The organism is Peribacillus sp. 05N428 (assembly GCF_056397085.1).
Genome location: NZ_JBFTMS010000010.1, coordinates 134,685 through 154,979, shown reverse-complemented (window position 1 = coordinate 154,979; position 20,295 = coordinate 134,685). Strand labels below are relative to the sequence as shown.

19 protein-coding genes and 1 pseudogene are annotated in these 20,295 nt (G+C 36.3%); 9 read left to right on the top strand and 11 right to left on the bottom strand.

From position 1 onward, the window contains the following. Positions 1-34: 34 nt before the first annotated feature. Complete coding sequence (locus AC1DIV_RS12405) at positions 35-1,132, bottom strand: copper resistance D family protein (RefSeq protein WP_340874201.1); 1,098 nt, start codon at positions 1,130-1,132, stop codon at positions 35-37. A 3-nt stretch (positions 1,133-1,135) separates the two neighbouring features. Further along, entirely contained in the window at positions 1,136-1,702 is a 567-nt protein-coding gene (locus AC1DIV_RS12400) for a copper resistance CopC family protein (protein WP_340874199.1), read from the bottom strand. A gap of 115 nt (positions 1,703-1,817) precedes the next feature. On the opposite strand from AC1DIV_RS12400, the gene AC1DIV_RS12395 reads away from it, so the two are divergent. Together AC1DIV_RS12395 and AC1DIV_RS12390 are read left to right on the top strand one after the other, a co-directional pair. Next, positions 1,818-2,138 carry an ArsR/SmtB family transcription factor gene (locus AC1DIV_RS12395; RefSeq protein WP_340874197.1) on the top strand — a complete coding sequence of 107 codons (321 nt, stop codon included), beginning with the start codon at positions 1,818-1,820 and terminating at the stop codon, positions 2,136-2,138. A gap of 11 nt (positions 2,139-2,149) precedes the next feature. Beyond that, entirely contained in the window at positions 2,150-4,852 is a 2,703-nt protein-coding gene (locus AC1DIV_RS12390) for a heavy metal translocating P-type ATPase (RefSeq protein WP_477576505.1), read from the top strand. 424 nt (positions 4,853-5,276) lie between these two features. On the opposite strand, the gene AC1DIV_RS12385 is transcribed toward AC1DIV_RS12390, so the two are convergent. Together AC1DIV_RS12385 and AC1DIV_RS12380 are read right to left on the bottom strand one after the other, a co-directional pair. Beyond that, complete coding sequence (locus tag AC1DIV_RS12385; RefSeq protein WP_340874195.1) at positions 5,277-5,444, bottom strand: hypothetical protein; 168 nt, start codon at positions 5,442-5,444, stop codon at positions 5,277-5,279. Between the two features lie 68 nt (positions 5,445-5,512). Beyond that, a complete protein-coding gene (locus tag AC1DIV_RS12380) occupies positions 5,513-5,647 on the bottom strand; it encodes a hypothetical protein (protein ID WP_340874193.1) in 135 nt (44 codons plus the stop codon). 227 nt (positions 5,648-5,874) lie between these two features. Here AC1DIV_RS12380 and AC1DIV_RS12375 point away from each other — a divergent pair. From AC1DIV_RS12375 to AC1DIV_RS12365, 3 genes and pseudogenes are all read left to right on the top strand, one after another. Then, a pseudogene (locus AC1DIV_RS12375) lies at positions 5,875-6,021 on the top strand (IS4 family transposase); the annotation flags it as partial. 267 nt (positions 6,022-6,288) lie between these two features. Continuing rightward, positions 6,289-6,657 carry an ArsR/SmtB family transcription factor gene (locus AC1DIV_RS12370; protein ID WP_340874191.1) on the top strand — a complete coding sequence of 123 codons (369 nt, stop codon included), beginning with the start codon at positions 6,289-6,291 and terminating at the stop codon, positions 6,655-6,657. Beyond that, complete coding sequence (locus AC1DIV_RS12365; protein ID WP_340874189.1) at positions 6,650-8,779, top strand: heavy metal translocating P-type ATPase; 2,130 nt, start codon at positions 6,650-6,652, stop codon at positions 8,777-8,779. The genes AC1DIV_RS12370 and AC1DIV_RS12365 overlap by 8 nt, the downstream gene beginning before the upstream one ends. Positions 8,780-9,130: 351 nt before the next feature. On the opposite strand, the gene AC1DIV_RS12360 is transcribed toward AC1DIV_RS12365, so the two are convergent. Beyond that, positions 9,131-10,225: a copper resistance D family protein gene (locus AC1DIV_RS12360; protein ID WP_340874188.1), complete on the bottom strand. Its 1,095-nt coding sequence runs from the start codon at positions 10,223-10,225 to the stop codon at positions 9,131-9,133. Beyond that, the gene (locus AC1DIV_RS12355) at positions 10,222-10,791 is read right to left on the bottom strand and encodes a copper resistance CopC family protein (RefSeq protein WP_340874186.1); all 570 of its coding nucleotides are present in this window, start codon (positions 10,789-10,791) and stop codon (positions 10,222-10,224) included. The genes AC1DIV_RS12360 and AC1DIV_RS12355 overlap by 4 nt, the downstream gene beginning before the upstream one ends. Before the next feature lie 697 nt (positions 10,792-11,488). Here AC1DIV_RS12355 and AC1DIV_RS12350 point away from each other — a divergent pair. The 3 genes from AC1DIV_RS12350 to tatA all read left to right on the top strand — a co-directional run bounded on the left by AC1DIV_RS12350 (position 11,489) and on the right by tatA (position 14,315). Further along, a complete protein-coding gene (locus tag AC1DIV_RS12350; protein WP_340874184.1) occupies positions 11,489-12,505 on the top strand; it encodes a multicopper oxidase domain-containing protein in 1,017 nt (338 codons plus the stop codon). Between the two features lie 14 nt (positions 12,506-12,519). Further along, positions 12,520-13,689, top strand: coding sequence for a ZIP family metal transporter (locus AC1DIV_RS12345; protein WP_477576503.1), 1,170 nt, complete (start codon positions 12,520-12,522; stop codon positions 13,687-13,689). Positions 13,690-14,090: 401 nt separating this feature from the next. Beyond that, positions 14,091-14,315 carry a twin-arginine translocase TatA/TatE family subunit gene (tatA, locus tag AC1DIV_RS12340; RefSeq protein WP_340874181.1) on the top strand — a complete coding sequence of 75 codons (225 nt, stop codon included), beginning with the start codon at positions 14,091-14,093 and terminating at the stop codon, positions 14,313-14,315. Between the two features lie 272 nt (positions 14,316-14,587). Here tatA and AC1DIV_RS12335 read toward each other — a convergent pair whose 3' ends face one another. The 4 genes from AC1DIV_RS12335 to AC1DIV_RS12320 form a co-directional block, all read right to left on the bottom strand. Continuing rightward, positions 14,588-15,271, bottom strand: a complete 684-nt coding sequence (locus AC1DIV_RS12335; RefSeq protein ID WP_477576501.1) for a C40 family peptidase — start codon at positions 15,269-15,271, stop codon at positions 14,588-14,590. 451 nt (positions 15,272-15,722) lie between these two features. Continuing rightward, positions 15,723-16,325, bottom strand: a complete 603-nt coding sequence (locus tag AC1DIV_RS12330) for a YdhK family protein (protein ID WP_336864927.1) — start codon at positions 16,323-16,325, stop codon at positions 15,723-15,725. Between the two features lie 142 nt (positions 16,326-16,467). Continuing rightward, positions 16,468-17,145 carry a response regulator transcription factor gene (locus AC1DIV_RS12325; protein ID WP_340874176.1) on the bottom strand — a complete coding sequence of 226 codons (678 nt, stop codon included), beginning with the start codon at positions 17,143-17,145 and terminating at the stop codon, positions 16,468-16,470. Next, the gene (locus AC1DIV_RS12320; protein ID WP_340874174.1) at positions 17,145-18,518 is read right to left on the bottom strand and encodes a sensor histidine kinase; all 1,374 of its coding nucleotides are present in this window, start codon (positions 18,516-18,518) and stop codon (positions 17,145-17,147) included. The genes AC1DIV_RS12325 and AC1DIV_RS12320 overlap by 1 nt, the downstream gene beginning before the upstream one ends. Positions 18,519-18,673: 155 nt before the next feature. On the opposite strand from AC1DIV_RS12320, the gene AC1DIV_RS12315 reads away from it, so the two are divergent. After that, entirely contained in the window at positions 18,674-19,000 is a 327-nt protein-coding gene (locus tag AC1DIV_RS12315; RefSeq protein ID WP_340874172.1) for a four-helix bundle copper-binding protein, read from the top strand. Positions 19,001-19,300: 300 nt separating this feature from the next. Here the strand turns inward: AC1DIV_RS12315 and AC1DIV_RS12310 are convergent, their stop codons facing one another. Next, complete coding sequence (locus AC1DIV_RS12310; protein ID WP_340874171.1) at positions 19,301-20,008, bottom strand: YwmB family TATA-box binding protein; 708 nt, start codon at positions 20,006-20,008, stop codon at positions 19,301-19,303. Positions 20,009-20,295: the final 287 nt, after the last annotated feature.

Below are 20,295 nucleotides of genomic sequence, written 5' to 3'. Positions count from 1 at the left end.
TCATATATGTATTTTAATTAATGATTTTCAAACTTTATTGTATGCTAACCATTAAAGTTAAATAACTAGTTACGACGCATAGTACGCTCATCGTGAAACTCAAAAGAATAGGAGCCCTTTTTATGTATGACATTACGGTTAACCCTAAAAAAATTAATCCGGCTATCAATAACATCCCACTATCAATTCCTATATTTAGGACAATTTCCAAATCGCGCGTTATGATTCCTTGATAGAAAAGGTCAAACAATCGAGAAACTCCAGAAGATGCTACTGTCGTTTCAACATCATGCGGGGGAGATTGTTGCCCTAATACTGCCGTTACTGAAAAAATCAAGAATACGATTACACTTTCGGATTTTGTCCAAGGGATTGGGTTAAAGCTTTCATTTTTTCTTAACCTTTTTCTCATCAGAATACTATTTATAAAGGCATACGCCAACAATGGAATGATTAGCAAATGTTTAATTAAAAGTGCTTGTCCATAAGGAAGGATCCAAGCATTTGCATAATCATTAAAATCAATCACGATGCTCATTAAGAATAGTCCCGATATAGCCGTTATAAGAAAACAAATTATCGCTACCGGTGTAAACCATTTTAAGAAGTTTAACCAATTTAAATGATTTTTTGAAAACCAACTAACTATAATTAATATCCCGACCCAAAGTGTAACAGCAAGAAAATGAGCTGTATGTGCAAGGAATCCTTTCCATTGTTCTATGGAACTGGCATGACTGGACCAACCTAATGCAAGAATTAATACAAAAGTAAAAACGATACCTATGTATGTATATAAAAGTTTCTTTCGATAATCAAACCAAACGATATAAACAAATAATATATTCGTAAGGATATAGGTGAAAATCCATGCTTTTCCCACCTCAAAAGTAAAGAGGACAGATTGAAAGGTTTGTCCTAATCCAACATCCTGATGTAGAACCAAAATCAGTTGCAAAACAGGGATAAACGAAAAAATGGCTATACCTGCTGTTGCAATCATTAACACACCTTTAGGTACGTTAATATCTGGACGATAGGCACTTGGTACAAGACGTAGAACAAAACTGCCTATAAGCAAGGAGAAACAAAGATATAGTATTGGTTCACTAATCATTCCCAAGGTAAGCATATACTATTTTTTCCTCCTCACGAGCCATAGGAAACTCCCTACTGCCAGTACAAATAAAACACCAACAATGGACGGAATAACGTAAGAAGGAATGTTACTTTGTTTAACTTTTACCTTCTGTTCAGGTGGTGTATTTGTAGTTTCCTTACTCTCTTCAGTTTTTACAGGATCCTCTTGTACCGATTCCTCCTGGTTATCATTTGAGGATTCATCACCAGGGACCTTCACTGAGAAAGCAAATTCTCCTTCAATTGGATGTCCATCCGCGCCAATGATCTCCCAATCCACTTTATAATTCCCATTCTCTAAGGGCTGGAGGAAAGTGGCCCACATTTCATTACCTTCAATTACAAAATTTCCAAGATTAACAGGTTCTCCCTTTGAATTTAAAACATTAACCTTACTTGTCTGTTCCACTTTTGTTTGAAAAATGAGAGTCAGTTCCTGTATTGGCTTCGTTAGTACTTCACCATCTTTAGGTGTCGAGTCCTTCAAACCAGTATGCGCCAGTGCTTGACTTGAGAATAAGGTAAAGAGAAGTAAAAATAATAAAGAAACTTTTTTTGCCATCCCACAGACTCCTTATAAATATTTTATTTGTTCAGATTGACACATATATTAACCGTTGCTAATATGATGATAACAAAACACATTAGTCCTGTCTAATATGTGTTAGGAGGTAATTATGCAGAATCTTGATATAGACCTTAAGGTAAAAATGATTCACGGATTTTCTAATAAAACAAGGATTCATATTCTCGAAAGTATAAAGAATCAAGAAAAAACGGTTTCTGAAATTGTAGAAGAAGTCAGTGGGAATCAATCGAATATTTCACAACACCTTGCGTGTTTAAAGGGTTGTGGAATTATTGTAGGAAGGAACGAAGGGAAATACTGCTACTATAGTCTACGTAATCAACAAATACGAGATTTATTGACGATGTTCGATGTCGTTCTTGCAGATGTCCAAAATGATGTTTCATGTTGTGAGCGACAAATAGATTAGGAGTGTATAAAATGGCTGACAAATGCTGTAACTCAACTAACGATACAAAAAATACAGAAAATAAGACGGAAAGTTGTTGTAGTCCTGCTGTTAATTTAAATATAAAAAAAGAAGACTCAAGTTGTTGTGCCAGTAACAACGATTCAGTAAATACCTTTAAGTCAATACCTGTTTTAATTCAAGGGAAAACTAGTTGTTGCAGCAGTGAAACATCCAAGGAAACAGGGAATGACCTAGAAAAAGGAGACTGTTGCAGCATTCTCCAAACGATTGAACATACACCAGAAACTAATAGTAGTTGTTGCAGTGAAACAATGACGAATGAAGATAAAAATCCAGTGAAAACAAGCTGTTGCAGTAGTAATGAACATCAGACAATAGAGACATTCTTAAATCCACTTCCTTCTGGCGAGAAGATGGCATACAGAGTTCAAGGAATGGATTGTCCTGCTTGTGCAAAAACCATTGAAAAAGGATTAAGCGCTTTAAAAGATATTGAAGAAGTAAAAGTCAATTACAACACAGCAAAAATGCAGGTAGCTGCAAGCAACCTTGATGCCTTTATCCCGATCGAGCGTGAAATCAAAAAGCTTGGATATTCTGTTGAGCCCTTAAATCAAACAGGGAATGTAAAAACGTTCGCAATTGAAGGCATGGATTGTAGTAGTTGTGCTAAGAGCATTGAAAATCACTTGAATACCCATCCATCCGTTAATAATGTCATTGTTAATTTCTCGACTGGTAAAATGAAAATTGACCATTCCAATAGTGTCGAAGATATTATTTCTGAGGTTTCTAAAATTGGTTATAAAGCTTCCTTACAATCGAGAAATATACCGGTACAACCTACAAAAAACAAAAACGAAAATGGCTTAATCATAATGTCTGGTGTATTTATTGCCCTCGGTTTTATTGGTTCTTTTAATGGTGTTTCTACTTTGATGAGCACAATATTGTATGCCATTGCAATGGTGATAAGTGGTTATAAGCCTGCTCGAAGTGCATTCTATGCCATTAAAAGTCGTTCATTAGATATGAATGTTCTAATGTCTGTTGCGGCAATTGGGGCAGCTCTCATTGGTGAATGGCTAGAAGGGGCTACCGTAGTATGGCTATTTGCGATTGGAAACTTGCTGCAAACAAAATCCATTGAGCGGACAAGAAACTCCATTCGTAACCTTATGGAATTAGCACCTCCTGAAGCTTGGGTCAAAGTTGGTTCTGAGTTAATCAAGAAGCCGGTTGAAGAAATATCCATCGGTGATACGATCATTGTCAAACCAGGCGATAAAATTCCATTAGACGGGGAAATCATTCAAGGAGAATCAAGCGTCAATCAGGCTCCCATTACAGGAGAGTCCATTCCTGTAGATAAGGAAATTGGGGATATCGTATATGCAGGAACTATAAATGAAAATGGTTCCCTTGAGATAAAAGTAACGAAATTAGTTGAAGATACAACCATATCAAAAATCATTCACTTAGTGGAGGAAGCTCAGGAACAAAAAGCCCCAACTGAAGCCTTTGTAGATAAATTCGCAAGTATTTATACACCTATAGTATTCGTTTTAGCATTGATCATTATGGTGTTTCCCCCTTTACTTGGGTTTGGCACTTGGGGAGAATGGTTTTATAAAGGGCTTGAGCTATTGGTTGTAGCGTGTCCTTGCGCCTTAGTAATTTCCACTCCTGTCGCAATCGTATCAGCCATTGGAAACGCGGCGAAGCACGGAGTCTTAATTAAAGGGGGAACGTTTTTAGAAAAAGCAGGGGCCATCACCGCCATCGCCTTTGATAAAACGGGCACTTTGACTGAGGGAAAGCCCAAAGTATCTGAAATCAAGACGTTCAACGGTTCTGAAGAGGAATTACTATCGATCGCTTTGACACTAGAAGATTACTCCACACATCCTATAGCCAAGGCAATTGTACGATATACAAACGAAAAAGGCATTCACTCTAAAAAGGGTGAATTATTCAAGAGTATTGTTGGCAAGGGTGTTCAAGCAACTATTGAAGACACTGTTTTTTATGCCGGTAATCTTAAACTATTTGAAGAAATCAATGTATCTGTAGATGATGTAAAGCACGATGTTTTGGAAATGCAAAATAAAGGAAAAACCGTAGTTATTATAGGAACACAACAGCAAATAATCGGGTTAATTGCTGTTTCTGATACTTTAAGAGAAACAACGGTTTCGGCTTTAGAGGGATTAAAACAAAGTGGAATAAACCAAACGGTAATGTTGACTGGGGATAATGAAGGTACGGCTAAAATGATTGCTTCTGAAGGTAATATAAACCGTTATTTTGCTGAATTATTGCCTGAGGATAAAGTAACTGCCATAAAGAAATTACAAGACGAGGGTCATAAGGTAGCAATGGTAGGGGACGGAATCAATGATGCACCTGGACTTGCAACGGCTGATTTAGGCATTGCGATGGGCGGGGCAGGTACTGACACCGCAATGGAGACAGCAGATATTGTATTGATGGCTGATAATCTAGATAAACTTCCTCATACAATAAAGTTAAGCAGAAAGGCTTTAACTATTATCAAACAAAATATCTGGTTCTCCATAATAGTTAAAGTAATTGCATTGGCCCTAATCTTTCCTGGTTGGCTTACACTCTGGATGGCAGTATTAAGTGATACAGGTGCTGCTCTCATTGTTATTTTAAATGCATTAAGATTGTTAAAATTTAAAGAATAGATATTTCCGAGATGTTTCTCATAGAAACATCTCCTTTTTATATAAAAAGTCTTGTTAAAGAATTATGTTGATTTTCTTGTTCAATTATAAGATGCTATTGTGTTTAATAGTGGTTGATAGACATAAGAATTTCGAAGGGGCAATGGAGTTGCTAAAGCAACTCTTTTTCTTTTTGGAAATCCCTCAGTTAATTAAGTATTTCTTACGATTCGCAGGATTTCATTCCACTGGGTAGAGTAAGAAGATTGAATAAAAGGGACAACGGAAGTGTTATTGACATAAGATATATATTCTAATTATTTCAGCCAGGGCTAAGAGAGGACCAATTAAGCCCCCCCTCTTAGCCTTGCACGATTCATATGAAAACATGTCCCTATAGTGCCCTCACCTAACCGTAAGCTGTTTTTTTATATAAAACCATTTTCTATTGTTCATGTTTCCAACTTGTAGATTGTCCTGAAGAAGGGCAATTAGGAAATTTTTGTCCTGCCTTTAATTCAACATGATCCCCATCTGAATCAATATAATGACCTGTTTCCATTACGTTTTCACCAGTTTTATGAGAGTGATGATGTTCTTGATTATGAGCCATAAATATCCTCCTATTCACATTGTTAGAATGAAAACTTAACAATCATATAATGCCCTCAAAGTAAATCATTATTCATAATGTACAAATGTTTCCGTTTTGGCACCAATCTCGACTTCTCTAATAATTAGATCAGAAGTATTGTTAAAATTCATTTTTATATTGATAATATTCTTCTCGAGAACCTCCTGCAAAGAAATGTACATTGTTCGTTTAACCACCTAAAATTTAATTGCTTTTAGTATGTTCATAAAAGAAATAATGTATTTATGAAAAATTTTTGAAATACCTCCCATTTAGTTTAATGTACATTTGTTTACAATATTCCCATGACAGTCCCTACCCCATGCCCATCAAGCGAAGTTAAAATCATACCCTCAAAATGAAAAAACGCTATGCTTATCGTAAGAAGTTTACGAGAAAGGATGGCGTTTTGAATCGTATCATTTCAAATGAACTGAATCTTTTCGCACAAGAACTACTATACTTATCATCTCCAGTAATCCTACAAGATATCGCCAAACAAGTGGGCTTTGTAGAAGTGTTAGTTGAATATCTGGTCTCTCTTTTAAGCAGTCTTATTTAATATTTAATTAAACTAAACTAAGCGGCGGGAAAGCTCTCTTTAAGAATATTGATACTGTGATTAATCCCCCCCCTATTTATTAATGGGTTTTACTTTTTGGTAAGAAAACTTGTAATGACATGTTAACAGTTAAACATGCAAAGAAAAGGCAGCCTTTTTGTGTCTTTAGAGAAATATTTACTTCATTCAAATAAATGTTTGAATAATAAAAGGAATTGGGTATAATATAATCAAATAAACATTTGAATGAGGTGTGGTTGTATGAGTAAGAAAGATACCTGTGAAATATATTGCTATGACGAAGAAAAGGTCAATCGCATACAGGGGGAACTGGAAAAAGAGGACCTTTCTAGTGTTGCCCAATTATTTAAGGCTCTTGCAGATGAAAACAGATCAAAAATTTCCTATTCTTTATGCCAGGATGGAGAGCTTTGTGTATGTGACATCGCCAATATCATTGGTTCTACTGTCGCAACCGCATCCCACCACTTGCGGACCCTGCATAAGCAAGGGATCGTGAAATACCGCAAAGAAGGAAAGCTCGCGTTTTATTCTCTGGATGATGAACATATCAAACAGTTAATTGTGATTGCCTTAGCACATAAGAATGAGGTGAAAGTCAATGTCTGATCAGCAAGCAAAATTATCTGAAGAAGAAAAGAAAACCTATCGTGTTCAAGGATTCACTTGTACAAATTGTGCAGGTATCTTTGAAAACAACGTTAAACAATTACCAGGTGTTCAAGATGCTAAAGTAAACTTTGGAGCATCTAAAATTTATGTTCAAGGGAATACAACGATTGAGGAATTAGAAAAAGCAGGATCATTTGAAAATTTAAAAGTTCGAGACGAGAAAGATCAAAAGGTAGAACGTGAACCTTTTTGGAAGCAAAAAGAAAATATTAAAGTCTATATTTCGGCAATATTGCTAGTGGTTAGTTGGTTTCTTGGTAATCAATACGGGGAAGAGCATATTCTTCCGACGATTGGTTATGCAGCATCCATTTTAATTGGAGGGTATTCGTTATTTATTACAGGTCTAAAAAATCTAAGCAGATTTAAGTTCGATATGAATACGTTAATGACCATTGCCGTTTTAGGTGCTGCGGTGATTGGTGAATGGGGAGAAGGAGCAACAGTTGTCATCCTCTTTGCCATCAGTGAAGCATTAGAGCGTTATTCAATGGATAAAGCTCGTCAATCTATTGAATCATTGATGGATATTGCTCCAAAGGAAGCATTAATCCGTCGTGGAAATGAAGAGATGATGATTCACGTTGAAGATATTCAAGTCGACGATATTATGATAGTAAAACCTGGTCAAAAATTAGCGATGGATGGATTAGTTGTTAAAGGTACATCCACATTAAATCAGGCTGCGATTACGGGAGAGAGTGTTCCTGTAACCAAAACAATTGATGATGAGGTCTTCGCAGGAACATTGAATGAAGAAGGATTATTAGAGGTTAAAGTAACAAAACGGGTAGAAGATACGACTATTTCAAAAATCATTCATTTGGTGGAAGAAGCTCAAGCAGAACGGGCACCTTCTCAAGCGTTCGTTGATAAATTCGCGAAATACTATACACCAGCTATTGTTATTTTGGCGTTTTTGATTGCGGTTGTACCCCCATTATTCGGTGGGGACTGGAGTGAATGGATTTACCAAGGTTTAGCCGTATTAGTGGTTGGATGTCCGTGTGCATTAGTTGTTTCAACTCCAGTTGCAGTCGTTACGGCAATAGGAAATGCTGCTAAAAATGGTGTATTAATTAAAGGCGGTATCCATTTAGAAGAAGCAGGAGCCCTAAAAGCCATTGCTTTTGATAAAACAGGAACATTAACAAAAGGGATTCCAGCTGTAACAGACATCGTGACTTATGGTGGAAATGAAAATGAATTGCTTACCGTTACAGCAGCCATTGAAAAGGGATCACAGCATCCACTTGCTTCAGCGATTATGAGAAAAGCAGAAGAAAAAGGATTGAATTTTAATGGAGTGTCGGTTGAAGAGTTCCAATCCATTACAGGTAAAGGCGTAAAAGCAAAAGTAAATAATGAGATGTATTATGTAGGAAGTCCAAATCTTTTTGAAGAATTGCATCAATCAATTGAAAGTACAATCAAAGAAAAAATTACGCGTATGCAAACCGAAGGAAAAACCGTAATGGTGTTAGGAACGGAAAAAGAAATTCTATCTCTAATTGCCGTAGCAGATGAAATGAGAGAATCATCAAAAGAAGTCATCAGTAAATTGAATCGTATGGGAATTGAAACGGTGATGCTAACTGGTGATAACCAAAGAACCGCAGCAGCAATTGGAAAACAAGTTGGTGTTTCTGATATTAAAGCTGATCTACTACCGGAAGATAAGCTGAATTTCATTAAAGAACTTCGTGGTAAACATCAAAGTGTAGCAATGGTTGGGGATGGTGTCAATGATGCACCAGCACTTGCGGCATCTTCGGTTGGTGTGGCGATGGGTGGTGCTGGAACTGATACAGCATTAGAAACTGCTGATATCGCATTAATGTCTGATGACTTAAGCAAATTGCCATATACCATTAAATTAAGCCGTAAAGCTTTAACGATTATCAAGCAAAATATTACCTTTTCTTTAGCAATTAAATTACTAGCATTGCTGTTAGTTATGCCTGGTTGGTTAACACTATGGATAGCAATATTTGCTGATATGGGAGCAACCTTAATAGTAACATTAAACAGTTTACGCCTAATACGGGTAAAGGAATAAAGATCAATAAAGGCTTCCCAAATGGGAAGCCTTTATTAAACGATCCGAATGCCATTACTCCCGTATCAAACGATATAACTCACCTACATTTGAAAACATGGAGTTGATTAAAGTTAGGGAAAATTTTTTCAGCAATTGAAGCATTTTTTCGTAACGAATATTGATGATATCTTTGTTTTGATGCTGTGTTATAGCAAGCTTGGAGAATCAATATATTTTAACGAGGTTTTAAAGGTCCATTTGTTCATCAAAAAACGGTCTTAAAACCTTAACTTGGTTTTAAGACCGTAGTAACAATTCCCCCGGCTAATTGGGCTTTATGGAAAATGTGTGATCTCCCCATACTTATTCTTATTGAATACTGAACATGAGCGACAAGTATATGGAGATAACAAGAAATAAACTCAAAAATAAAGACGCGGCAGGAACCTTTTTGATATATGACCATAAAACAAGGATGAAGAAAATGGCCGAGATACCAAACAAGGATATGTTCATGAAATTAAGCTCAAATTGAACTGGCAACGACGGTGGTAGTGTTCCACCATAGATATACTGAAACAAAGGAGAAACTCCACTACCATTCACCGTCGTTTCAATCTCTTTCGGTGGCTCTTGCTGCCCTAGAACGGCTGTGGCTGTAAAAATCAGCAATAACAAAATGCTCTCTGCCTTTGTCCAGGGCTTTGGATTAAAGTTTGATCCTTTTTGAAGGTGTTTTTTTATCCAAAAACCATTAATGTAAGCAAATATCAAGATTGGTACGATGATTACATGCTTAATTAATAAAGCCTGTCCATAGTTCAGCATCCAAGAGTTTGCATAATCTTTGGCATCCACGATAAGAGACATAATCAGAAATCCTGATAGGATTGTCAGCCCAAGACAAATGATGGCTGTTGGTGTAAACCATTTTAAGAACGCTAACCAATTCTCCTGATTTTTTGAAAACCAGCTGACAATTAACAGTGTTCCTACCCATACACTCACCGCTGTAAAGTGAATCGAATGATAAATAAAACCTGTCGACTCATTTAGAGACGCAGGATGGCTGGCCCACCCAATCGTGAAAATGAGTAAAACGAGAAATATAACAGAAATAAACGAATACCTCTTATTTTTTAACACAGGAAAGAAGGTCACGAACAGGTAAAAGAAAACCGAAATGATGAAGGTGATGATCCACGCCTTCCCAACTCTAAAGCTTAAAAAAACATCTTGAACTCTTAAAGAAATACCCGTGTCATTAAATAGCATAAAGATTAAATAAAGTACTGGCATTAAAGAGAACAGCATAATGCCTATTATGGAAAATTGAAGCCATCCTTTATGAATATGAATCGATGGCCTTTTGGTTGATGGTATCAAATGCATGATAAACGTTCCCATCAATAAAGAAAAACTTAAATATAATAATGTTTCAGTAAGATATAACGCGTAGATCATTTTTTTCCTTTTCTCATCAACCAGACAGTCACGAAAATCGCTACAACAAGTAAAATTCCGACTAGTATCGGCATGAAGTTAGCATTCGATTGAGATTCTTCTTCCACATCACTTGCAGCTGGTGCTTGTTCTGATGCCTTTTCTGGTTCTTCGATTGTTTGAGATTTATCTTCATCCGATTTTGTTGGGGACTCGGTACTCTCCTTATTTGCATTCGCTTTCGCCACAGTAAAACCATATTCCCCATCGATGATGTGTCCGTCTTCCCCGATGATATTCCATTTCACTGTATACTTTCCGTTTTCTAACGGTTCATTAGATGCACCGGTCAATTTATTTCCATCCACTTTAATGTCTGAAACCGGGATTTCCTTTTCACCATCTAAAAGTAAAGTGAAGGAACTGCCAGTCTCCAATCCCGTTTCAAACTCCATTGTGATTTCCTGAATTTCCTCTGTTATCGTGTCTCCATTTGATGGAGAAGACTTCTCTAACCCGGTATGTGCAGATACTGAAGTAGAGAAAGCGAACAGCAGAAAGAATAAAATATAGAATGACTTTTTCAAAATAAATGACCTCCTTATTTTCACCAGAAATTCCATCTAGTGATTAAAACCATTATGCAGTCTTTATTATCTGCAAAAAACTAACTTTTCAAAATGAAAAACAGGCTCTTTACCATGAGAAAATAATCTTCTCATTTTGATGTCCACTTACTATAATTGCTTCTTTGGCCTGATATGTAATCCAGTTGGTAAGTAGTATGCCCAATCTTCTTAAACAAAAAGATTCAAGTACCGACCCCCCTTTTAGAGGATGGATTCGTGTACTCTGCACATGATTTTCTTTAATATCATCACCAAAATCTCTCCACTTCTGACTCCCCATTATCAACAAGCTAATGTCCAATGGCTCTACCAACATCAATTTTATTGGTCAAATGTGAAGAAAGAATGAAGAATAATGGTATATTTATAAGCATTTATCTTTAAACCTTTTAAATACTGCCTTTTCGATAATAGATCGTAACCGAATCATGAAAATTTCACCTTTTCGAAGTGAAGCACCTGTTAGTTGATTATTTTAAGGTGCAATAGAAAAAAACACTCCAGTCAAAACTACGGTTGAATATCCCCTCCTGAGCAAAAATTTTTAATTACATATCCTAAAAAAAGAGTTGACATAAAACTTGTACACACCTTAAAGTATAGCTTATACAACAAAAAGTTTCCCTAAGGAAACTTTTTGGAAGGAGGTCAAGTAATGTCGGATGAGAAAAAGGTTTCCCGCAGAGATATTTTAAAGATGGGGACTGCTGGTGCGTTTGGAATAGCTGGATCTTATTACTTAAATAAAATGGCACAAATCCCAACTATGGCTCAGGCATCCAATGGTTCGTCTAACAAGAAGAGCAATCATTCCAATCATGAAAATATGAATGATAAAACAATAACAACAGGTTATAAAATGGCTGAACGGCTCCTTACTGAGTTTGATTATGGAAAAGTTACCAAGCTTCCAAACGGACAAATACTCCGGGAATATGAAGTCGAGGCAATTGATAAGGAAATCGAAATTGCCAAAGGAATTAAATTTCCAGGCTGGACGTATAACGGAACAATTCCAGGACCATCTTTTCGTTGTACCGAGGGGGACCTATTGCGGTTTCACTTTATTAATAAGGGTAGCCATCCCCACTCTATTCACTTTCACGGAATTCATCCTCCAGAGATGGACGGTTTAACTTCCATTTATCCTGGACAGAAATTCACGTACGAATTTGAAGCGAAGCCTTACGGATTACAAATTTACCATTGCCATGTACTCCCCCTAGCCCGCCATATTCATAAAGGCTTATACGGTAATTTTATTATTGATCCAAAGAAGCCAAGAGAACCGGCATTAGAGTTAAACATGGTTATGAATGGATATGATTTGGATTTAGACGGTGAAAACGAGTTTTATACGGTGAATGGCTATGCTTTCGCATTTATGAATCACCCTATTAAAATCAAAAAAGATCAACTCGTAAGGATTTATCTAAGTAATTTAACAGAATTCGACTTATTAAATTCGTTTCACTTACATGCGAATTACTTTACGTATTATCCAACCGGGAGAAACGATAACCCCTCCCAGTTCACAGATACCATCATGCAATGTCAGGGAGAACGTGGAATTATTGAAGTTCGTTTTCCATATAAGGGAACATATATGTTTCATGCTCATGTTAGTGAATTTGCTGAGTTAGGCTGGATGGGATTCTTTGAGGTCGAGTAAAAAGGAGGGATAATATGAAGAGCAAATGGCTAATTACTGTTTTAATTCCGTTAGTATTACTTATAGGGGTGCTAGGATGGGTGCTAAAGAATGGAGCAGGTGTAGAAAAAGACCCTGCAGCACCGATTGAAGTCTTGAACATTGAACGCATCAAGGTAACTAAAACCGGTTTTGAATTATCGGTTAGCAATACAGGGCCAAAACCATTAACGATTTCTCAAGTGATGATCAATGATTCAGTGTGGAATTACAATGTCTCTCCTCAAGCAAAACTTGAACGATTTGAAGATGGAAAGTTGACCATCTCTTACCCATGGGTGGAAGGTGATCCACATACCATTAAGTTAATCACAGAGAATGGGATTATCACGGAAGGTGAAGTTGCAGCTGCCACACTCACTCCAGAAACCACCTGGAGCAACTTTCTTAATTACGGCTTAATTGGATTTTACGTTGGAATTGTCCCGATCACATTGGGGTTGTTGTGGTATCCTTTTATGAAACGTTTCTCACGAAAATCTATAAATGGGATCCTTGCCCTTACCGTTGGGCTCCTTTTATTCTTATTTGTTGGGACTCTGGCTGATGGATTTGAAATTGGTGCAGAAGCACCTTCTGTCTTTCAGGGCAATATGGTTGTGATTATTGGAGCTTCCTTAACCTTCTTATTATTGATTGGCTTTGATCAGTATCAGCAAAGAAAGCAAGAAAAGAAAGGATATTCTCCTTTTGGTTTGGCTTTGTTGATGGCTACCGGAATAGGACTTCATAACTTTGGAGAAGGTTTGGCGATTGGTTCTTCCTTTGCACTAGGTGAAGTTGCTTTAGGAACCTTTTTAATCATAGGGTTTACCCTTCACAACATTACGGAAGGGATTGGAATCGCTGCTCCTTTATTAAAGGCCACACCTCGATTTAGAGACTTTCTTTTACTCGGAGTTATCGCAGGTGCACCCGCCATTGTAGGTACTTGGGTTGGCGGATTCATCTTCTCACCAATTTGGGGCGCTTTGTTCCTTGGTATTGGAGCAGGGGCAATTCTTCAAGTAATTTATGTAATAACGAAAATGCTCATTGAAGATCATAGAAAACATAATGAAGTATCTGTTTCATGGTTAAACCTTTCTGGTTTCGCGATTGGACTATTAATCATGTACTTTACTGCATTTTTCGTGAAATTTTAAGGGATGCCTTAATCTTGTTTGGACTCATAAATAATTCCCGATCTTGGTAGCGCTATGGGTTCAACATTGTTGAATAAAAATTAACCAACGCTGCTAAAACTAATTAAAAGGAGCTTCATTGGTAATGAATCTTGGTAAAAAAAAGAAGTAATTTTGGACGATGGTGGATAAACAAAAAGACATAAATGAATTAGAGTTAGAAAGAGTATCAAATATAAGTAGAGGTACAATTTTAAAATTATGTAGCGATCCGAATCATCAAAAATTTTCACTGTGATTAAAATAATATCAGGGCTTAAAAAAACTTGATAAGAATATGGATTTAAATGATTTTTTTACTGAAGTTATTCTAAAAATGATCTAAAAGGAATTACAAAATTTAATTACTTGGGGGAAGTATTATGTTTCAAAGTATAGGTATACCGGGTTTAATTTTAATACTTGTCATTGCCTTGATTATTTTTGGACCTAAAAAGCTGCCGGAAATCGGTAAAGCCTTTGGACGTACTTTAACTGAATTCAAGAGTGCAACCAAGGAATTAGTATCTGATGAAGGAAAAGAAGAGGGGGAAAGTCCTGAGTTAACGACTGTTGAAAAGAAGCAGGATAAATCGTCAGTTTCATAAGTAAAAAGTAGACGAGGCAACTCGTCTATTTTTTTTTCATCTTAAAGGATACATCCTGCCATGAAAAACAAAGAGATAAATCTCATTGAACATTCGGAGGAACTTGGTCTTTGTTACTTTGATGCATGGTCTGTACATGTGGGGGTTATACTAGCAGCCTTATTTTTGTTTGATAGAGTACATCATAGACTTCTCGGTATCGTAACCTATTAGTAGAACAATAAAAATAATAAAAGCCAGCTCTTTAAAAAAAGAACTGGCCGCTATCTCTATTACATTCTTTTCGCTCCTAAATATCTCTGTTTCCAATAACTATTATCCATGGAGGAAATGCTTACACCATTTGATGAGGAGCTGTGTATGAATTGATTACCTCCAATATAAATACCAGCATGTGAGGCACCAGGTTTGTAGGTTTCATAAAAGACTAGATCCCCAACCTGTGGTTTGGACACCTTTGTCCCCTTTTTATAAATTTCAGATACCGTTCTTGGTAAAGTGACATCCGCACCTTTATCGAAAACGTATTTTAGGAATCCGCTGCAATCAAAACCTTTTGGTGTAGTTCCACCCCATACATACCGTACATTCAAATGTTTCTTTGCTTCATTCACTATCGCAGTAGATTTATTGCTTGTTTTATTTACATTAGCTACGTTAGAGCTCTTCTTTTTTACCCCCAAAGCTTTATATGTATTCGGCCCTACAATACCATCAGCTTTTAAACCTTTACTTTTTTGGAACTTTACAACTGCACTTTTCGTAACGGTCCCAAAATATGTAGTTGTATTCTTACTCTTAAAATACTCTTTTTTCTTTAGAACCTCTTGTAATTGTTTTACTTCGGTATGAGTCATTCCACTTTTTAAGGTCCGATCGCCCAATGCAGCATCACTGACCAATGGATTTGATAGTAACAATCCCGTCACAACAACGGATGCTATGATTTTCTTCATTATCTATTTTTCCCCCGATTAGATCTTTTTTATTATTTTATCACCATTAAATGACATGCACATTTACCTAAATTTACATTATCATTACAAAATTATGCAGAAAGAGTGCAGAAATGACAAAATACCTATAATACCCCAACCACAAAAATCGATAAGACTGTAATTCATCATATAATTAATTACATTTTTTTATATGCAACCCCATTAATTGTTTTCAAGGAAGCTGAAAATTACAATAGGTAGATTAATGTGCGGTTTGTCGGATGTGTTAACATTGGACACTATTAATCGTCGAGCATGAACTAGCATAATCAATAGCGATTTTCTTTTGTGGTTAAATTTTGGATTTTTTTCTGCTAATAAAACCACAAAATAACCTCAGTAAAAAGAGCTTATCCCTCTAGGGATAAGCTCTTTTTTATGGTTTAAGTCTATTCATTTCGTTCAAACATTATTTTGCCGGTGATAACTCACTCTCTGTTACCCATTTATGATTTTTAACTTCTTCTCCACCGGTAGTCGGTATGTAATCAACTACATATACAGTCGTTGCTTCGGCTGAATCAATTTTAGCTTTCGCGCCATCCATTCCTTTCATATGAGCTGCATCTACTGTAACTTCTGTTCCATGTTCTAAAGGTTCATCCCTAGCATCTTTAATCTCTTCCTGGATAACCCATTTATGATTTTCCACTCTTTCTCCACCAGTTGTCGGAGTATACGAAATAGCATAGACCGTCGTATCGTATGCACCCACAATCGTTGCTTTGGCACCCTTCATACCTTCCATGTGATCTGTTTCGAGAATGGCTTGACTTCCAACTTCATAGGTTGGATTCTTTGCCTCTTTCAAACCTTCAGGAACTTCTTCTGAGCTAGAATGGTCCATATTACCATGGTCCATGCCTTCCATGCCTTCCATGTTTTCTTTGTTTTCTGCTTTCTCAGCGCTTTCTTTGTTTTCATCTTTCGCGTTAGAGCAGGCAACCAGCACTAAGAAAAGGGCTACAAATATCGATAAGCTGATGGACATTTTCATTCTTTTTTTCAACATGTATTTGATTCCTCCTTTGGATAATCATTTGTGTTGGCTGCTAATTTGTAATAGAAAATAAGCTTCATTTTAAATGTTTCAATGATTTCCCCCTCCTGTCTAATTTGTACCATTTATATTTTTTTTTATGACAAGACATTCGCTATTCCTTTGGTACCCACTTATATCCAACTCCCCAAACAGTTGAAAGGTATAAATCTACAGGAAATTTTGCCTGCCTTAATTTATCTCGGATATTACGGACATGAGAATCTATCGTCCTATCTTCAGTAAAAACTTTATTCTCCCAAATGCTTTCCAATAAATGTGCCCGTGAAAATACTTTATTTGGATTTTTCAATAATATCCCCAGTAAAGAAAACTCTTTTGGAGTGAGTTGAATCTGCTGTTCTTCATACGACAATTCATGAGATTCCTCATCCCACTTCAATCCCTTGAATTGAATTGCCTTCGTGTTTTTATCGTCCATTCTTCTGAAAAGTGCATCTATTCTAGCCAGTAATTCCCCCTCGTCAAATGGTTTTGTTACATAATCGTCTGCCCCTAATTGGAAACCTCTAACTACATCCGATTTTTCATTTCGAGCAGTCAGCATAATAATCGGTACTTTAGAGAATTCACGAATTTTGGCGCATGCATTCCAACCATCCATGTCCGGCATCATCACATCTAACAAAATTAAATCGGCATATGAGTTTTTCATATGAACAACAGCTTCAAGTCCGGAGTTCACCTTGATACATTGATAAACCGGAGATAAGTATATACTCAACAAATCAAGCATTCTTGCTTCATCATCTACAAGCAATAAGGTTTTCATTACGGCAACTCCTTTAACGAAATAAAAAAGGCTGTCCCTTTTCCTTGCTCGCTTTTTATCTCTATCGTACCTTCGTGTGCTTCCAGTAGTTCTTTGACAATGGAAAGTCCAAGTCCTGACCCTCCAGTGTCCCTAGATCGAGATTTATCCACTCGATAAAAGCGATCAAAGATGTAAGGAAGATCACCTTTAGGAATCCCACGACCTTCATCTTTTATAATCAGCAATACCATTCCCTTATCACTTTTTACAGATATACTCGTTTTGGCATGGGGTTCGGAGTATTTGATCGCATTATCTAATAAATTAAAAATTACCTGTTCAAATCTCATAGGGTCTATTAGGACATTTACATTTTTTTTGCATTCAACGGCAAGTTCCATTCCTTTTTCCGTGAAAGCAGGTAGCATCTTCTCACATATAGAGTTTAAAAAGGAACAAAGCTCTACTTCCATGCGATCTATGACAAAAGTATTTTTGTCTAACTTAGCCAAATCAAATAAATCTTTCATCATATCAGACAGTTTTTTTGTTTCCTCAAAAATAATGCTAAGATACTGATCGCGGATGGTTTCGTCTATATCTTTTCTCCTTGATACATCCGCATATCCCTTAATATAGGTAAGGGGCGTCCTTAACTCATGAGAAATGCTGGCCAAAAACTCATTTCTTTCCTCTTTTAGGTGTTTTAAGTCCTCGGCAAGAATTTTTATGGATCTGGATAACTCCCCCAGCTCATCATCACCCATGTCAGGGAGATTGACAGAGAAGTCACCCTTGCTAAGCTTTTCAGTAGCCCGCTTCATCCTGATCAGAGGCGTCGTCAGCGCTTTAGATAAAAAGAGGATGGTAATGATCATTAAAGTAAGAATCATGATGGCACCTGCTATAAAATGGTGGTTCAGTCGTGATATTAAACTTTGAATCTGATCCGTACTCCGGAACATGTACACATTTCCTTTTTGATTTTGGTTAATTTTAAAAGGCGTGACCGTGGATATATACTTTTCACTTTTCCACCTGTTTTCCAGTATCTCTCCATCACGTGGGACTTGCCCTATTTCTTTGGTTATAATTTTCTGCTCTTCATTATCAAATTTTGAGGACGTAATTATAATGTTTTGATTTTGATCCGTGATAATGACCTCTGTATCAGCTTTTGCTTCCATTACAGCAATGTGATGTAAGGTTTCCTCTTTATAGGAATTTTCAAGCACGTCCCGATGACTATTGCCTCTTGCCTGAAGTGCAGCTAATTCTTCTTCTATTCGGGAATCTACAATGCTTGTATGGAGAAAAAAGAACAAAAATATTTCAAGAATAAGCATGGCACCTAAAAACCAAAGCCCGAATTTCAGGGATATTTTATTCAAATTAATCACCGCTTTTTCGAATTACTATCACCATCATAATGAAAAAATATCAAAAAATTGTGCAGTTTTTAAGGAGTTTTTGATATTTCGTTAAATAATAGTTGAACTGGGTAGAATATGATTGTTGAACAACAAAATACTTAGGAGGTTTTATTATGAATACCACATATGAAGATTGTATTAGAGCATGTCTTGAATGCATGGAGGCCTGTAATACATGTTATGATGCATGCTTAAAGGAAGAAAATCTTAAAATGATGGCTTCTTGTATAAGGATAGACAGGGAATGTGCGGATATCTGTGCGTTTGCAGCTAAAGCTATGCAATCCAACAGTCCCTTTGCCCATCAGATTTGTCAACTTTGTGCAGACATTTGTGAAGCATGTGGAAATGAATGCAAAAAGCACGATCATGATCATTGTCAAAAATGTGCGGAAGTATGCTTTAAATGTGCAGAAGCCTGCCGAAAAATGTCCGCTTAAGGAAAAGGTGGACATTATAAATATGCGTGTGACACCTGAAAACCCATTTCCAAGACTTTAGGGAGATGGGTTATTCTTTTTCCCACCTTAAAAACAAAATGGTTCCACTTACTACATATATTTTTATCTAGTAAATATAGAATCGTTTCTTTTAAACGAAAATCGCCTCTTGACCCAATAACCTTTTTAGGACAGTCTGTATCGCCAATGTTCTATCTGTATTTTCCAATTATTGTAAATGACTTCCGATAATGTTCCACAGGTTTGCCAAAATATTGACAAGCCTATAGACCATTATATCTAGTATTCAGTCGTTATAATTGGTGTACCCATTGTAATTTGAACATTATTATTTTTTGATTTCCTTAGACCAATTTGAACATTAAATGACTTTCCTGTTTTGGTATGAATCCTTTCATCAAATTTACTAGAGAGAGCTGAGACGGAAATAAAATCTCTTTCTGATACCCCTTCCACATAACTAGCAGAAAATGAATCCAGCAAATTACCTTCAAGTTGATTAAGTTTTTGTGCACCCTTTTTCCCCACCACAGTAATATACGGATTAACTTTTTTAAATTGAACTGGTATGTACAAATCTTTAATTTTGTTTAAACCTAACCTATTGTCGCCTGTAACTTGATAACTTAGACTAACATCAGATAGCTTCCCATTTTTAATTACGGAAAAGGTAAATAGTATTTCCTCTTGGTTAGTTTCTTTTACGCCTTTAATAGTTTTATGGTGAATATCATTTCCTTCTTCCGACCAGGTAAATGAGTCATCGCTTTTTATAGTAGTAACCATCCGGTTCAGATCATCATCCTCTACATTTTCCATTATTGTCCGGTAATATATTCTCCACTCCTTAACTTTTATTTTGTTTTCACTAGCTACATTTAAAACATCATTGAGATTATGATATACATCAAAATTCTGACTATATGCACCTTTTGTAAAGATTAGGAAACTAAATAAAATTAAGAAAGCTACTGCATTGATTTTCATAAAATTCACCTCGCTATTATCATTGACAATAACAAGCTACAATATACTGACATTATCAAACTAGTAAGCACGGAACCACTAACCGGAACAAAAAAAATGGTTTTCCAAGCCCACAATGATCTTTGAAATAATTGAGGACCACGGTTTAAAAGATATACTAAAAGACACGACTTTTAATCGACCAGTCTCCATTAGCAGTTTACTGTTCACCTTATTAAGCAGTAGATACATTAAGATCGAAGCGACCCGTTAATATGGAACTATATCAAAATCGATTGGCAAAATAT

Excerpts from the sequence above, each read along its gene's own strand:
- AC1DIV_RS12405 (WP_340874201.1), bottom strand. The coding sequence starts at position 1,132 with ATGCTTACCTTGGGAATGATTAGTGAACCAATACTATATCTTTGTTTC.
- AC1DIV_RS12400 (WP_340874199.1), bottom strand. The coding sequence starts at position 1,702 with ATGGCAAAAAAAGTTTCTTTATTATTTTTACTTCTCTTTACCTTATTC.
- AC1DIV_RS12395 (WP_340874197.1), top strand. The coding sequence starts at position 1,818 with ATGCAGAATCTTGATATAGACCTTAAGGTAAAAATGATTCACGGATTT.
- AC1DIV_RS12390 (WP_477576505.1), top strand. The coding sequence starts at position 2,150 with ATGGCTGACAAATGCTGTAACTCAACTAACGATACAAAAAATACAGAA.
- AC1DIV_RS12385 (WP_340874195.1), bottom strand. The coding sequence starts at position 5,444 with ATGGCTCATAATCAAGAACATCATCACTCTCATAAAACTGGTGAAAAC.
- AC1DIV_RS12380 (WP_340874193.1), bottom strand. The coding sequence starts at position 5,647 with ATGTACATTTCTTTGCAGGAGGTTCTCGAGAAGAATATTATCAATATA.
- AC1DIV_RS12370 (WP_340874191.1), top strand. The coding sequence starts at position 6,289 with ATGAGTAAGAAAGATACCTGTGAAATATATTGCTATGACGAAGAAAAG.
- AC1DIV_RS12365 (WP_340874189.1), top strand. The coding sequence starts at position 6,650 with ATGTCTGATCAGCAAGCAAAATTATCTGAAGAAGAAAAGAAAACCTAT.
- AC1DIV_RS12360 (WP_340874188.1), bottom strand. The coding sequence starts at position 10,225 with ATGATCTACGCGTTATATCTTACTGAAACATTATTATATTTAAGTTTT.
- AC1DIV_RS12350 (WP_340874184.1), top strand. The coding sequence starts at position 11,489 with ATGTCGGATGAGAAAAAGGTTTCCCGCAGAGATATTTTAAAGATGGGG.
- AC1DIV_RS12345 (WP_477576503.1), top strand. The coding sequence starts at position 12,520 with ATGAAGAGCAAATGGCTAATTACTGTTTTAATTCCGTTAGTATTACTT.
- tatA (WP_340874181.1), top strand. The coding sequence starts at position 14,091 with ATGTTTCAAAGTATAGGTATACCGGGTTTAATTTTAATACTTGTCATT.
- AC1DIV_RS12335 (WP_477576501.1), bottom strand. The coding sequence starts at position 15,271 with ATGAAGAAAATCATAGCATCCGTTGTTGTGACGGGATTGTTACTATCA.
- AC1DIV_RS12330 (WP_336864927.1), bottom strand. The coding sequence starts at position 16,325 with ATGTTGAAAAAAAGAATGAAAATGTCCATCAGCTTATCGATATTTGTA.
- AC1DIV_RS12325 (WP_340874176.1), bottom strand. The coding sequence starts at position 17,145 with ATGAAAACCTTATTGCTTGTAGATGATGAAGCAAGAATGCTTGATTTG.
- AC1DIV_RS12315 (WP_340874172.1), top strand. The coding sequence starts at position 18,674 with ATGAATACCACATATGAAGATTGTATTAGAGCATGTCTTGAATGCATG.
- AC1DIV_RS12310 (WP_340874171.1), bottom strand. The coding sequence starts at position 20,008 with ATGAAAATCAATGCAGTAGCTTTCTTAATTTTATTTAGTTTCCTAATC.